The organism is Paenibacillus sp. 2TAB23 (genome assembly GCF_052115165.1).
GTDB lineage: Bacteria > Bacillota > Bacilli > Paenibacillales > Paenibacillaceae > Pristimantibacillus.
Window position 1 is genome coordinate 198,985 of record NZ_JBFRGD010000005.1, and the last position, 14,060, is coordinate 213,044.

The following is a 14,060-nucleotide window of genomic DNA, read 5'->3' on the forward strand; positions in this document are numbered from 1 at the left end:
TTATGCTGGAAAAGTTGCAAGCCGATGATTGCGTATTAAACCAATTTCCGTTTATGCGAGATGAGCTGCAATACAATTTGATTCATTTGATTACGGCAATCGAGGGGGCGACCGCGCTCAAAACACCTGACGGACGAATGCTGTTCGCAGGGTCGCCAGGCCATAATGCATGGCTTTGGTTATCGGAGGATGTTACGGATGAACATAAGATTATGCTCATGAAGGAGCTTGTCGGCTATTATCAAGGGACGGATCTGCCTGGCATATGCGGTGCCCCGCCTACGGCAGAGCTCTTCGCTAAGCTATACTCCGAAATGAACTCGTTGAAATACCATTCCTATATGAAGATGCAAACTTATTCTTGCCCAAAGGTGATTAAACCCGTTAAGGTAAAAGGAAAGCTGGTTCAGGCAACAAGGCAGCATGTGGAGCTCGTCGCTGAATTTATGGCAGGCTTCTCGGAGGATGCGTATGGAGCATCCGTAATCCCTGCGAGCCAGCTCCCGGCGGCTGAGGGTATGGTTATGAGAGGCAATTTATATTTCTGGACGGTTGACGAGCTTCCGGTATCGATGGCCAATATCGCTCATCGTTCTCCTCGGCACGGCCGGATCAATACGGTGTACACGCCGCCGGTATTGCGTAAGAACGGGTATGCAAGCGCAGTTGTAGCGGGGCTTTGCAAGGTACTGGAGGAAGAGGATCGCGAGCCGATGCTTTACGCGGATATTAGAAATCCGAACGCCAATAAGGTATACAAGAATATAGGCTTTATAGAGAGCGGCCCTATCGCCGAGATTAGATTCATGTAGAAAAGTAGCAGCAGAAAGAAGGAAGCTGTCTGAAGATCGATCGTTTGTTAGCTATGACCGTACTGCTGCTAAACCGCCGCCGTATTAGCGCCAAGGAGCTGGCGGACCGCTTTGAGGTGTCTACGAAGACGATTTACCGTGATATGGATACGTTGAGCCAAGCGGGAATACCCGTGTTCGCTCATCAAGGCACGACAGGCGGCTTCGAGATTATGGAACAGTACACCATATCGCGCCAGTATCTCTCACTGGGAGAAATTTCATCGATTATCGCAGCGGTCAAGGGCATAGGAACGGCCCTGGATGATGCCACCTATGCCAGCTTACAGGAAAAGGTCACAACACTTCTCCATCAATCGGACAAGTATCAGGAGGGCCAAAGGCCAGAAAGCTTAGTCTTTGATCTTAATCCCTGGGGACTGGGACAGGCAGCGCGGGATAAAGTAAACACGCTTAGACGGGCGATAGAAGATACGAGAATGGCGCGGTTCAGCTATATGAATGCCAATAGCTCGGAATCGGAGCGCACAGTTGAGCCATACGCGTTGATCTTGAAAGGGAACGTGTGGTACCTGCAGGCCTATTGTAAGCTGCGCGAGCAATTCCGCGTGTTTCGGCTCTCCCGCGTGCAGCAGCTTGTTAGGCTTGAGGAACGGTTCGAGCGGCGTGCTGTACCCGCAATGGAGAGCTACACATGGGATTCGGAATGGATGGGCCGTTTGCTTGCCCGGGTAACACTGCTTTTTCAACCGCAGGTCCGTTACCGCGTGGGAGACTCTTTCCACCCGGATATGATAACCATACTTGAAGATGGCTCTCTGCGAGTCGAGGGAGAGATGACGATAGACGAGTGGTTCTACGGCATGGTGCTCAGCTATGGCAACCAGGTCAAAGTTGAGCATCCTTCCCATGTCGCGGAGGAGGTCGTTCACCGGGCTCGCCAAATTGTTGCAGGCTACGAGAACTAAGACAGACAGCTGTCCAGTTTCCCCGACTATACTAGTGAAAGAAATAACGAAATGGGGAACAACAGATGAATGAACAGCTTGTAGCAAAGCCAGCGATATCGCTTATTGGGGTAGCTGCCCGCACGACCAATGCGGCCGAGGCAGGTCCGGAAGGCCAGTTAGCCAAACTCTGGCAAGATTATTTCGCAAGCGGCATCGCGCAGAGTGAGCGGGTAAGCAACGGACATATGATCTATGCGCTATATACGGATTACGAGAGTGATGCAAGCGGTGCGTACACGACTCTTATTGGACACGAGCGCGCAGCTGGACAAGCCGACACCGATGGCGGCCTAGAGCTAGCGGAGGTTCCTGAAGCGAAATATAAGGTGTTCAGGACGAAAAAAGGGCCTGTATACGAGGTTGTGGCACAGGCATGGGGCGAGATTTGGAGTTATTTCGAGCAGGCTTCCCTTGAGCGTGCCTACACCGGTGATTTCGAGCTCTATGACGGCCGAACATTCGATCCGGAGAATGCGGAGATCGAGATCTATATTGCGATCAAGTAGAAGAAACTAAAAAAACGTACAAGCAGTCGTCCTAGACGAGGCTTGTACGTTTTTTCGATATATAGGAAAGGATGTCATTCTGCCAACTTTCTCTATATTTCTGCGCGAAACTTTAGCTTAGCCGCCAGAGGACGGCTTCAGCCGATTACGATTGACGTATAGGAAAGGATATGGGGCTGCTCATCCTTTCTCTATACGTTTCGCCGAAACGATGGCGTCTTTTAAAAGGACGCTGTCAGTCGTTTCTTCTTATTAAGTTTATAAATGCAGTTACTTCTCGTCGCGATAATCTTCAACGAGCAGCTCAAGAGCACCTGTCTCGGGATGCATGATAAAACCGTGAACAGGAATGTCCTTCGGGAATAGCGGATGCTTGCGAATAAGCTCAACGCTGTGCATCACGCCTTCCTCGGCGCTTGCGAAGCCCCGCAAAAACTTCTCCATCTGGATTCCTGAGTTTTCTAATGTTTCTATGGCAAGCGGATCAATGCCGTGTTTAATGAATTTGCTGACCAAGCCCTCCGTATCCAAGTTGGTCATGCCGCAGCCGTGATGTCCGATGACAAGCACCTCGCGAGCGCCAAGCTCGTAGACAGCGACGAGAATGCTGCGCATGGCACTGCCGAAGGGCTGTGTCAGAATGGCGCCAGCGTTTTTGATAAATTTGGCATCACCGTTTTTAATATTCAATGCTTTGGGCAGCAGCTCGACAAGCCGCGTATCCATACAAGTTAGAACAGCAACCTTCTTGTCCGGAAATTTGTCAGTCAGATAAGCCTCGTACTGTTTCTCTTCAACAAACTGTTTGTTAAACTCCATAATGCGCGGAACAATGGACATATTATTTCCTCCTAGCCAGCATACTTGCTATCTCTTTCATATTATTATTCACGGAAATTTGGAGAGAGTCAAATGTAGATCTAATGAATGATCCCACTTTGCTTCGCTTTTTCCAGCATTTTGACCGTATAGCGATTGATCCACTTCTTCAAAGCGAGACCGAGGAGCAGGGCAGCTCCGGCAAAAACGGCCAGTGCAAGCAGGTCCCGAGCCACGATATCCCAAAGAATGCCGCCGACCGCCTCGCGCATCATGCTAATCGCATACGTAAAGGGCAGGAAGGGATGGATGGCTTGGAAGAAAGGAGGGGTAACCTGAATGGGAAACGTGCCGCCGGAGCCCGCAAGCTGGAGCACGAGCAGCACGATAGCCATCGCTTTGCCTACGTTGCCGAATATGGATACGAGCGTGTAGACAATAAGCATAAATACGGCACTCAGCAGCAGCCCGAACAACACGAACCATAACGGATCAGCGACGTAAGCATTCAGCAGCCACATGTCCCCAAGCGTCACAAGCAGCGATTGTACAAGCGCGATAGTCAGAAAAGTGAGATAGCGGCCCAGATAAATCTGGTAGCTCCGATATGCGGTCTCTGTTTGGTGAACGTCAACCGTCAACAGTGACACGAGCAGCAGGGCGCCGACCCAAAGCGACAGCGTGGTGAAAAACGGCGACATCGCGGACCCGTAATTCGGAATCGGGAACAAGCGGTTCTCCTTCAAAATGACAGGCTCAGCGAAAAAAGCTCCCTCGCGCTCCGCGTCATTTTTGAGCAGATCAACAAGCTCATTCAGATTTCCTTCCTTCTCCAGCTCGCTGATGCGCTCGGCAAAATCCTTGATCCGCTGCTCCGCTTCAGGTAAACGGGCTTGAAGCTTAGCTAGCTCGCGACCTCCTACCTCCAGCCCCTTAGCGGCATCATTTGCGATGCTGATGGCATTCGGAATGGCTTTTCCTGCTTCCGTAAGCACCGATTGCGCGTTCGCGGCTGCCTGCTTCGCTTTGTCCGCGGCTTGTTTGACGCGCGGCAGGATCTCGCTGTCATAGCGGCCAAGCACATCCGTTAGAATCGCGGTAGCTTCCTTCGATAGCGAGTTTAGACGATCGATTAAAGTCTGTGCAGGCTGCTCACCCTTCTGAATGGCAGAGCGGATTTGTAGGACAAGCCCAAGCTGCTGCTGAATCCGGCTGTTAGCCTGCTGCAGCCGGCCAATTATGGAGGTTAGCTGCTTGCCATCGGTTAGCGCATTCAAGCGCTCCAGCAGCTTGACCATCCCGTCTGTTACGGCAACCGCGCTGGATAGCCGCTTTTCTGCGAGCGCGAGCGTCGTTTGGACGACGGCGGGATCAATGGTTGTGTCCTGCAAAATGGCGGTGAGCTGCCCGATGCTCTCCGCCGTTTCGAGCAGCAGCTGCAAATCCTGTTTAATGAGCGGGCCAGCGCTGTCGAGCGCCAGTGTGCTTTGCTCGAAGAAAAGGCCAAGCTGCTTCGTGAATGCTTCGCCATCTTTGGCAAGCTGCGCAGCCTTCGGGAGCTCTGCTTGCACCGTGCCGACTATTTTTTTCGATTTCTCGATATCGGTTGCGGCTAGCGCTACCGCGTCATTGATTTGCGGGATTAGCGATTCCAGCTTGAATACGGTTCGGCGGACCTGCTCGATAGCAGGCTGGTTTTCCTCAAGCTCCACGCCTATTTGATTAAAGATGCGGAATATCGTCTCATTTGCGGTTTTTACGAAGCTGGCGCGAACCTCCTCAATAATGCCGCTTGCTCCTTTTTGGGCAATTTTGGGCGCGACTGCGTTAATCTTTTCGTTGACCGCATAATCGAGCTCCGCTTGCTGCAGATTGTCGGTCAGCACGGTGGCCATCTTCGCGGAGAAGTCCGCTGGAATCGTAATGCTGGCATAATAATCGCCATGCTTAACGCCATCCATCGCTTGTTTTTCCTCGACAAATACCCAGCCGATCTTTTTATTTTCCTTCAGGGAAGCAATGATTTCATCTCCGGCTTGGATCGGCGTGCCGCGCAGCTCGGCGCCTTCGTCGTTGTTAACGACGGCGATGGCAAGCGAACTGGTTTGGCCGTAAGGATCCCACGACGCTTTAATATTGAACCATGCATAAAGGGATGGCAGAAATGCGAGGCCGACTATGATGATGGCAGCTGCGCTGTTGCGGGCAATGCCGCTAAGATCCTTGGTATAGATGGCGAAAATTTGCTTCATATGTATCCACTCCTAATAATGGCTGATCTTAGTATTGCTGAATAGCCCGAGATCTACCCAAGGAATAAAATGATTTAGAGGGCGCATGAATCAATAAGGGGCTGTCCATAAGGACAACCCCAAATCGGACAATCCCCTAATAAGCAAAAAAGAACCATCAACACCACTTAAAGCGGAGCTGAAGGTTCCTTTCTAATTCTAATCAACGTAAATCAGGGGAAACTTCTATTTTCAAAAGTGACTTTTGAGACAGCTCCTTCGAAATTGTGTTTCCCATCCCTTTGTACTAAACCTGGCCTTCGTTCATAAGCTCTGCGAGCAGCTCGAAGGAGCGGAGGCGCGCAGTATGGTCGTAGATCTGGCTGACAACGATCAACTCGTCCACGCTTGTCTCCTCGATAATCGCGTTCAGCTTCTCTTTGACGGTTGCTTTGGTGCCGGAGATGGTGAAGCTGAGCTGCTTGCGCACCATCATCTTCTCCTGCTCGGTCCAAAGTCCATCCATGGTGTCGACGGGAGGATTGAGCTGCCCCATGCGCCCGCGGATCAGGTTCAAGAAAGCTTGCTCCTGCGAGGTTGCAAGGTAAGCGGCAGCCTCATCCGTATCTGCAGCGATGACGTTGATGCCGGCCATGGCATAAGGCTTATCGAGCACGCTTGAAGGGCGGAAGCTGTCGCGGTACAGCTTTAAGGCCGGAACTAGGAAATCTGGCGCAAAGTGGCTCGCGAATGCAAACGGAAGGCCGTGATGCCCGGCAAGCTGGGCGCTGAAGCCGCTGGAGCCTAGCAGCCAGATTGGCACATCGAGCCCTTCGCCCGGTACGGCTCGCGGCATAATACCTCGGCCTTCCTCGGTTGGGTTGAAATAATGACGCAGCTCATTCAGCTGCTCAGGGAAATCCTCGCCGTTCGAGCCGAGGCCGCGCCGCAGCGCACGAGCAGCCACCTGGTCGGATCCCGGAGCTCGTCCAAGCCCGAGGTCGATCCTGCCGGGATACATTGATTCAAGCGTGCCGAATTGCTCGGCGATGACGAGCGGTGCATGGTTCGGCAGCATGATTCCGCCTGAGCCTACGCGGATCTTTTCCGTGCCGGCTGCAATGTACCCGATAACGACGGAGGTCGCGGAGCTTGCGATGCCGGGCATATTATGATGCTCGGCCACCCAGTAGCGGTGATAGCCCCATTTCTCGGCGTGCTGTGCCAAATCCAGCGTGTTGCGGAAGGACTGCGCGGGCGAGCCGCCGGTCACGATTGGTGCCAAATCCAGTATGGATAAAGGAATGTTCGAAATAGTCATTGGTACGTATGCCTCCTCGTTATAGCGAAGGCAGCAATGTGCCTCGCCCTGAATGACTTGTGCTCGCCTCAATGGAAATCCTCGATACCGTAATTGACTTGTGCGAGTCTCGGTCTCGATGGAAACCCTCGATACCGTAATTGACTTGTGCTCATCCCGATGGAAATCCTCGATACCGTAATTGACTTGTGCGAGTCTCGGTCTCGATGGAAACCCTCGATATCGTAATTGACTTGTGCTTGTCTCCGTCTCGATGGAAACCCTCGATACCGTAATTGACTTGTGCTCGCCTCGATGGAAATCCTCGATATCGTAATTGACTTGCGCGCGTCTCGATTGCAACCCCCGCCGCCGTGAACGGCTGCGGGGGTTGCTCGGCTTTTTGATTATTGCGGGTTCGTGGTCCAGATGCCTGCTGACTTGATAAATACGCGGTCTGGCAGCTTCAAAGCTGCAAGAACAAGCTCGGCCAAATCCTCGGCCTGCATCATACGATCCTCATCGCCGATTTTGAGTCCGGCATTCGAAGCAAGCTCCGTATTGACGGTGCTTGGCGTAAGGGCGGTTACACGGATGTTCGACTTGCGCACCTCCTGCATAAGCGCCTCTGTCATGCCGATTACCGCGAACTTGGATGCGCAGTAGGCTGAGCCTGTCGCAAACCCGCGCTCGCCTGCTGAGGATGCGATGTTAATGATGCTGCCACTGCTTTGCTCCAGCATCGTTGGCAGCGCGGCACGCGTGACATAATAGGTGCCTAGAACGTTGGTTTGGATAATACGCTCCCACTGCTCGTGATCCATATCCAGTAGCGTGCCAAACGTTCCGATTCCCGCGTTATTGATCAGAATATCGATTGAGCCTAGGCTCTCTTTAAGTGTGGAAACAGCCTGGTCAACTTCAGATTTGACCGCAATATCTGCGGAAGCAATGTGAACCTTCACGCCGTAAGTATTTGCAAGCGAGGCTTGCAGCGATTCCAGATCGGAGCTGGTGCGGGCAACTAGCCCCAAGTTAACGCCCTCTGCCGCCAGTGCGGTTGCGATGGCTTTGCCGATGCCTTTTCCCGCGCCGGTAATAATAGCGGATCTATTTTTTAATCCCATGAGTATCTCTCCTCTTCAATGGTTAATAGGGGTGATTCGTACATAGCGACAACGATATGATATCCTTTTAAGAAGGCATCACATGCGCTAGGTTTAATTATTATGCTACATCATACGTAAAGCAAGTAGCAACTTTATAGTAAGCAGGTATCATTTTTATATTGAAAAGGAGTCGTTTACGTTGGGAGATCAGCATTTTAAAGAGACGGTAGAGTTAACTCTTAAGGTCATCGGCGGTAAATGGAAGCCGGTCATTCTGTGCCATCTGACGGAAGGCACGCACCGGTTCGGCGAGCTGAAGCGGGAGATGCCGGCCATCACCCAAAAGATGCTTACGCAGCAGCTGCGCGAGCTCGAAGAGGACGCGATCATCGACCGCAAAGTATATGTACAAGTGCCTCCTAAGGTAGAGTACTCGCTAACCGAGTATGGCTTGTCTGTAAAAGCACTGCTAAACGTCATGTCTCAGTGGGGAGAGCAGCATCAGGAAAGGCTCTCCGAGCAGCGCGTGTGAGGCAATTGAGGTTCCTCATAGTACCCAAATGGGTACTACGTTCCATAAAAGTGCGTACTGTTTTTTCTGACTGAGAGGGTCTAGAATAAGGGCTGTCGGAAAGAAAAAATGAATGAGGAGCGATAAAAAATGAAATTACAACTAGCGCTGGATTTGGTTAACATAGAGGGAGCAATCGAGGTCGTTAAGCAAGTGGAGTCTTACGTGGATATCGTGGAAATCGGCACGCCGATTGTCATTAACGAAGGGCTGCACGCAGTAAAAGCATTAAAGAATGCATTTCCGAATATGACCGTGCTTGCCGATCTGAAAATTATGGATGCAGGCGGCTATGAAGTGATGAAAGCCTCGGAAGCTGGCGCGGATATCGTGACCATTCTTGGCGTAGCCGAGGATGCTAGCATCACAGGCGCTGTGGAAGAGGCCAAAAAGCAAGGAAAGCAAATTCTAGTCGATATGATTGCGGTGAAAAACCTGGCAGAGCGTGCCGCGCAGGTAGATGCGCTTGGCGTTGATTATATTTGCGTGCACACCGGCTATGATCTTCAAGCTGTCGGACAAAATTCCTTTGAGGATCTACTCACGCTGAAGTCCGTAGTCAAAAATGCGAAAATAGCCGTTGCCGGTGGAATCAAGCTGGGTACGCTGCCTGAAGTTATCGCGGCTGGTCCTGATCTTGTAATCGTTGGCGGCGGCATCACTGGACAAGAAGACATGAGTGCCGTTGCATCCGAGATGCAGCAATTGATCAAGCAGGGGTAACCGCTATGAAAACAAGCGATGCTGGTTATGCGGTTATACTGAAGGAGCTGCAGCAAGCTGCAGCTCAGCTTGATCAGGGACAGCTGGCGTATTTGGCTGAGGCAGTCAGCTCTGCTGGCCGCGTGTTTGTTGCCGGAGCCGGACGCTCAGGCTTGATGATGCGGGCGTTCGCGATGCGATTGATGCATATGGGACATGATGTGTATGTCGTCGGCGAGACGGTCACGCGCAGCTTGGGCAAAGGCGACCTATTGCTTATCGGCAGCGGCTCGGGCGAGACCAAATCGCTTGTGCCGATGGCGGAGAAGGCACAAGCGCTTGGAGCGGTTGTAGGCGCATTGACGCTTGCTCCAGAGTCGACCATTGGCGGAATTGCTGACTTTGTAGTCAAGCTGCCCGGTGCGCCGAAGGATCAGTCGGAGCATGAAGCTTCGACAGTGCAGCCTATGGGCTCCTTGTTCGAGCAGATACTGCTGATCGTAGGCGATGCGGTTATATTAAGCCTGATGGAAAAGCAGGAGCTGAGCGGCAAGGCGATGTACGGCAATCATGCGAACTTGGAGTAAGAGCTGAGACATTGGGGGAAGAGTTTTAACTAGCAGTAAGAGGTGTATCTAGGTAGAGCTGATTCTAGGTGTAATAGCGAATCATAGGAGTAAGAGCTGAATTATAATCGAAAAGAGGCAATCTCGGCAGGTAATAAATACCTTGAGAATGCCTCTTTTTTGTGTGCGGAGGTGCAGTAGCAAGCATGCGAATGAAGATACGATACAGAAGATTTTTGTTCTATGCAAGTGCTATTATCTAACCGTTGCCGTTAGGCAGATCGGTGTGACTCGAAGTTTGTTAAAGGGGATTTAGTGAATGTGGAGGATGGGAAGTAGCTGGCTGCTTGTATAGCTACTATAGATCATTCAGCACTACTTTAGGTGGTAGTTTGTTAAGCTAGGTTTGCTGGAATTGTATGTTCTTGGTTTACGTTGCAGTTTGTGCAATGGAACAGACAAAATTCGGTTAGTTTTGAGCGTACGTTGTAGTTTGTGCAGCAGAATGAACCAGATACGAGGTGAAGAGAGAGCAAGGGGCTAATTCTGTTGCACTTTATGCAGCGTAGCTGGCGAGCAGGCGAGAAATGCGCGTTTCTGTTGCAGAAAGTACACTGTAGCCATAGCGTTTCGGCTTCTAGAAGACACGCCTTAACGAAAAGCAGCAGCGTAGCTGGCGAGCAGGCGAGAAATGCGGGTTTCTGTTGCAGAAAGTACACTGTAGCCATAGCGTTTCGGCTTCTAGAAGACACGCCTTAACGAACAGCAGCAGCTTAGCTGGCGAGCAGGCGAGAAATGCGGGTTTCTGTTGCAGAAAGTACACTGTAGCCATAGCGTTTCGGCTTCTAGAAGACACGCCTTAACGAACAGCAGCAGCTTAGCTGGCGAGCATGCGGGAAATGCGGGTTTCTGTTGCAGAAAGTACACTGTAGACTTAGCGTTTCGGCTTCTAGAAGACACACCTTAACAAAAAGCAGCAGCGTAGCTGGCGAGCAGGCGAGAAATGCGGGTTTCTATTGCAGAAAGTACACAGTAGCCATAGCGTTTGGCTTCTAGGAGGCGCATATTAGCGCAAAGGCCAGAATAGCTGCTCATTAATGCGAGTCAGAGGAGGCGCGCGTTAAAGCGAAAGTCCAAGTGGCTGTTAATTATTGCAAAGTTCCACAGCAGCCTCCTCCCGAACTATCTCCTCATGCTCCCTTATGCGGCATTATCTTATCGGCTTCGAGCTTCACTAGCGGTGAGCGGATTCACCCTTTCCTGCCCTCAGAAGAGGCTCGATGGCGAAGGCGATGCGAAACCGGAGGCTTTCGACCGGGTCTTTGAGCTTAATGCCCATCAGCTTCTCGCATTTATCCAGCCGATAGATGACCGTGTTGCGGTGCACGAAAAGCTGCTTGGACGTCTCGACGAGCTGGCATTGTGTATCATAGAACACATTCAACGTGCGCATCAGCTCTTTCTGCTCGCTCTCCTCGGTGCCAGAGAAGCAGTGAAAGGTTTCCTCGTGGAATTGCTTCAGCTCATCGTAGGGGATCATTCTGAATAAATAACTGATATCCTTGGATTGGTACGACTGGATAAACCTCGTTTTTTTCATCTGATAGCCGATCTGCAGCGCTTTAACCGCTTCGTTATAGGAGAGTCCGATATCGAGCACATTCGTAACCGGCTTGCCAATGCCGAGCGAGATGCTAAGTCCGGTTTGCTCGTACAGCTGAGCGGTCATGAGAGTGAGCTGCCTCAGGAACACCCCCTCTTCCCATTCTTTATTGTGGATAAAAACAAGCATGCCGAATAGGTCGTTTTTTGTAAACATAACAAATACTTCGCCTAATGTGGCGAAATGGCGCTTGATTAGCTCATATTGCAAATCCCGCTCGGAAATTAGACGCTCGTCGGAGGAGGACGCTGTGTTTTTTGGCATGTCTGATGGCAGAGTGGTCGATTCGTCCTTGCGTGCGGCGAGCAGCAGCCATGCTCCCTGCGGCTTCAGTCCGTATTTTTTGCCGCGATGCAGGGCTTCCTGCTCGGAGCTGATGAATCCGTCGATCAAATCGGAGAAAAACTCGTTTTTATAGCGGCGCGAGCGCTCTTTTACCGCTTGCCGCTTCGTAATTTCCATGCCGATGACATTAGAAGCCTGCTCCAGCGTCAAGCCATATTGGTTGGAGGCAGCCTGTTTAGGCTGGAATGCTATGAGGTAGCCCTCGTGCCGGTAGGTGAAAATCGGATACAGCTCCACATAACGGTATTCATTAAGCGCTGGATCGATCAGACAGAGCTGCGCTGAGGCTTGCAGATTCGGCAATCCGCACAGCATAGCTTCGGCAGCGGCAATTAGCGGCTGCAGTCTGGGCTGCTTGAAATGCCTCGATTGTGCGGTAATCTGCAGTTTGCTGCTTAGCAGCAGGATAGGCGAGTCAAGCAGCTGCGTTAGCGCATTTATAATTTCGGGAATGCCGTCACCCTTCATAATCATGGTCGAAAACTGTTTGTGAATCGTGAGCGAATATTGTAGTTCATCATTTTTATTATCCAAAATAACGCTGGTTGAGCGCTGCAAAATTTCTCCAAGCGAATGCTCCACTGCAGATATCTCAATAATCGGGAAGTCAATTCGGTTGGCTTCATCAATGACCGCCTGCGGAATTTCGAGCGCAAAGCGTTTGGTTTTGACCGCAAGCCCTGAGCATTTCAGTTGATTCATCTTGGCCATAAGCTCGAGCAGCAGCTCGGGTTTTTCTTTCATGAAGTAGCCATTGGTAAGCAGCAGCTCGCCGGGCCTTAAGAAATGAATGATGTCTGGGGCATCCATGATATTCACGGTATGAACGGCACGCGTAAGTCCGCTTCGCCCTGCAATGATGCGTGACTTGGAAAACATGGCGTTGGAAATCAATTGCTCGAGCAGCATTCTCGTCCATCTCCTCGTTTGAATATATGATATAAAAACTAACATCAAACAAATGCTTTGTAAATAGTACGCTAGACGAATGATCCAAACGTCATGGTTACCTTTGGACTTATCGAACAATGACAGCGGGAGTGTAAGAGGGTATGCTTTTTTCAAGGGAATAGATGTTAGATAACATGACATAAAAAAGGAGAGCGCCATTTAGCGGGCTCCGACTTTATGCACGCTTCGAAATATAGGAACAGAGGTGAAGCTGTTGCTTGATTTGCTTATTACAGATGTGCGGCTGCAGAATACAGCGTTCCTAATGGACATTGGGGTGCGTGAGGGGAAGATCGTGTACTTAGCCTCAAGCGGAGCTGAGGAGAAACCGGCGGCGCTGCAAACGGAACAGGGTGCCGGAGGAATGCTTCTGCCAGGGTTCGTTGAACCGCATATCCATCTCGAGAAAGCCTATCTGCTCAACCGAATGGAAGAAGAAGCAAATTCCTTACAGGCTGCGATTCAAATAACTGCGGATATGAAGCATGGGTTTACGAAGGATGACATGCAGGCGAGATCGCTCGCGGTCATTCGTGAAGCTGTCCGCAGCGGCGTTACCCATATGCGCTGTCATGCGGAGGTTGATCCGATTCTGGGCCTATCTGCTTTCGAGGCGGCGCTTGAGCTGAAGGAGCGGGTGAAGGCGGCACTGGATTTGCAGATCGTCGTGTTCCCGCAGGAGGGAATTTCGAAAAGCCCAGGTACCTCAGAGCTAATGGATGAGGCAATGCGGCTTGGAGGTGATGTGGTCGGAGGTATTACTTACCAAGACGCCGATTTGCAAGAGCATCTGCGGTTCGTATTCGATATGGCCGAGAAATACGGGAAGCCAATCGACTTTCACGCCGATTTCTCGGATAACCCCGAGCAGCTTGCCATTGCCGAAATTGCGGGGATGACGATTGATGCTGGCATGCAAGGTATGGTATCAGCTGGCCATGTCACAACGCTTGGCTCGCTTCCGCAAGAACGAGCATTATCTATGGCAGAGCTGATTAAGCAAGCTGAGCTTCATATCATGACGCTCCCGGCGACAGATTTATTTATTAACGGGAGAGGTGACCGTGAGAAGCCGCGGCGCGGGCTGACGCCAGTCGGGCTTCTGCTAGAGAAGAACGTCAACGTGGTCATCGGGGTCAACAATGTGCGCAATCCGTTTACCCCGTTCGGCAAGGCAGATCCGCTCGAAACGGCATGGCTGCTGGCAGTAACTGCCTACATGGGCGGTGAGGCTGATGCATGCAGGCTGATTCACATGTTGACTGAGGGTGCGGCAAAGGCGCTTGGTTTGAAGGACTACGGCATCCGCATCGGGGCAGAGGCGGATATGGTGCTTTTCTCTGCCATGACCGAGCGCGATATTGTGCTCGATAAGCCGGAACGGCGTACGGTGTGGAAGCGTGGCGTTAAGACGGCGGATACGCTGGTTGATAGCAGATTAGTTGAGTTTTTATAAAAAAACATATAGAGGAGTG

12 protein-coding genes are annotated in these 14,060 nt (G+C 51.3%); 7 read left to right on the forward strand and 5 right to left on the reverse strand.

From position 1 onward, the window contains the following. The first annotated feature begins 2 nt into the window (after window positions 1-2). From AB4Z29_RS10385 to AB4Z29_RS10395, 3 genes are all read left to right on the forward strand, one after another. Window positions 3-812 (forward strand): GNAT family N-acetyltransferase, encoded by an 810-nt coding sequence (locus tag AB4Z29_RS10385; RefSeq protein ID WP_441942983.1) that lies wholly within the window; start codon window positions 3-5, stop codon window positions 810-812. Window positions 813-865: 53 nt separating this feature from the next. Continuing rightward, window positions 866-1,780, forward strand: coding sequence for a helix-turn-helix transcriptional regulator (locus tag AB4Z29_RS10390; protein WP_441943081.1), 915 nt, complete (start codon window positions 866-868; stop codon window positions 1,778-1,780). A 65-nt stretch (window positions 1,781-1,845) separates the two neighbouring features. Then, the gene (locus AB4Z29_RS10395) at window positions 1,846-2,328 is read left to right on the forward strand and encodes a GyrI-like domain-containing protein (protein WP_441942984.1); all 483 of its coding nucleotides are present in this window, start codon (window positions 1,846-1,848) and stop codon (window positions 2,326-2,328) included. Between the two features lie 270 nt (window positions 2,329-2,598). Here AB4Z29_RS10395 and AB4Z29_RS10400 read toward each other — a convergent pair whose 3' ends face one another. The 4 genes from AB4Z29_RS10400 to AB4Z29_RS10415 form a co-directional block, all read right to left on the reverse strand. Then, window positions 2,599-3,168, reverse strand: coding sequence for a beta-class carbonic anhydrase (locus AB4Z29_RS10400; protein WP_441942985.1), 570 nt, complete (start codon window positions 3,166-3,168; stop codon window positions 2,599-2,601). A gap of 80 nt (window positions 3,169-3,248) precedes the next feature. Then, entirely contained in the window at window positions 3,249-5,399 is a 2,151-nt protein-coding gene (locus tag AB4Z29_RS10405) for a YhgE/Pip family protein (protein WP_441942986.1), read from the reverse strand. A gap of 286 nt (window positions 5,400-5,685) precedes the next feature. Further along, window positions 5,686-6,699 carry an LLM class flavin-dependent oxidoreductase gene (locus AB4Z29_RS10410; RefSeq protein ID WP_441942987.1) on the reverse strand — a complete coding sequence of 338 codons (1,014 nt, stop codon included), beginning with the start codon at window positions 6,697-6,699 and terminating at the stop codon, window positions 5,686-5,688. Between the two features lie 386 nt (window positions 6,700-7,085). Next, a complete protein-coding gene (locus AB4Z29_RS10415) occupies window positions 7,086-7,805 on the reverse strand; it encodes a 3-ketoacyl-ACP reductase (protein WP_441942988.1) in 720 nt (239 codons plus the stop codon). 181 nt (window positions 7,806-7,986) lie between these two features. On the opposite strand from AB4Z29_RS10415, the gene AB4Z29_RS10420 reads away from it, so the two are divergent. The 3 genes from AB4Z29_RS10420 to hxlB all read left to right on the forward strand — a co-directional run bounded on the left by AB4Z29_RS10420 (window position 7,987) and on the right by hxlB (window position 9,647). Beyond that, the gene (locus AB4Z29_RS10420) at window positions 7,987-8,319 is read left to right on the forward strand and encodes a winged helix-turn-helix transcriptional regulator (protein ID WP_441942989.1); all 333 of its coding nucleotides are present in this window, start codon (window positions 7,987-7,989) and stop codon (window positions 8,317-8,319) included. 129 nt (window positions 8,320-8,448) lie between these two features. Next, window positions 8,449-9,081, forward strand: a complete 633-nt coding sequence (hxlA, locus tag AB4Z29_RS10425) for a 3-hexulose-6-phosphate synthase (RefSeq protein ID WP_441942990.1) — start codon at window positions 8,449-8,451, stop codon at window positions 9,079-9,081. Between the two features lie 5 nt (window positions 9,082-9,086). Continuing rightward, window positions 9,087-9,647: a 6-phospho-3-hexuloisomerase gene (gene hxlB, locus AB4Z29_RS10430; protein ID WP_441942991.1), complete on the forward strand. Its 561-nt coding sequence runs from the start codon at window positions 9,087-9,089 to the stop codon at window positions 9,645-9,647. 1,213 nt (window positions 9,648-10,860) lie between these two features. Here hxlB and AB4Z29_RS10435 read toward each other — a convergent pair. After that, on the reverse strand, window positions 10,861-12,543 hold the full coding sequence (locus tag AB4Z29_RS10435; RefSeq protein WP_441942992.1) for a PucR family transcriptional regulator: 1,683 nt from the start codon (window positions 12,541-12,543) through the stop codon (window positions 10,861-10,863). Between the two features lie 247 nt (window positions 12,544-12,790). Here AB4Z29_RS10435 and AB4Z29_RS10440 point away from each other — a divergent pair, with 247 nt between their 5' ends. Next, window positions 12,791-14,041 (forward strand): amidohydrolase family protein, encoded by a 1,251-nt coding sequence (locus AB4Z29_RS10440; RefSeq protein WP_441942993.1) that lies wholly within the window; start codon window positions 12,791-12,793, stop codon window positions 14,039-14,041. Window positions 14,042-14,060: the final 19 nt, after the last annotated feature.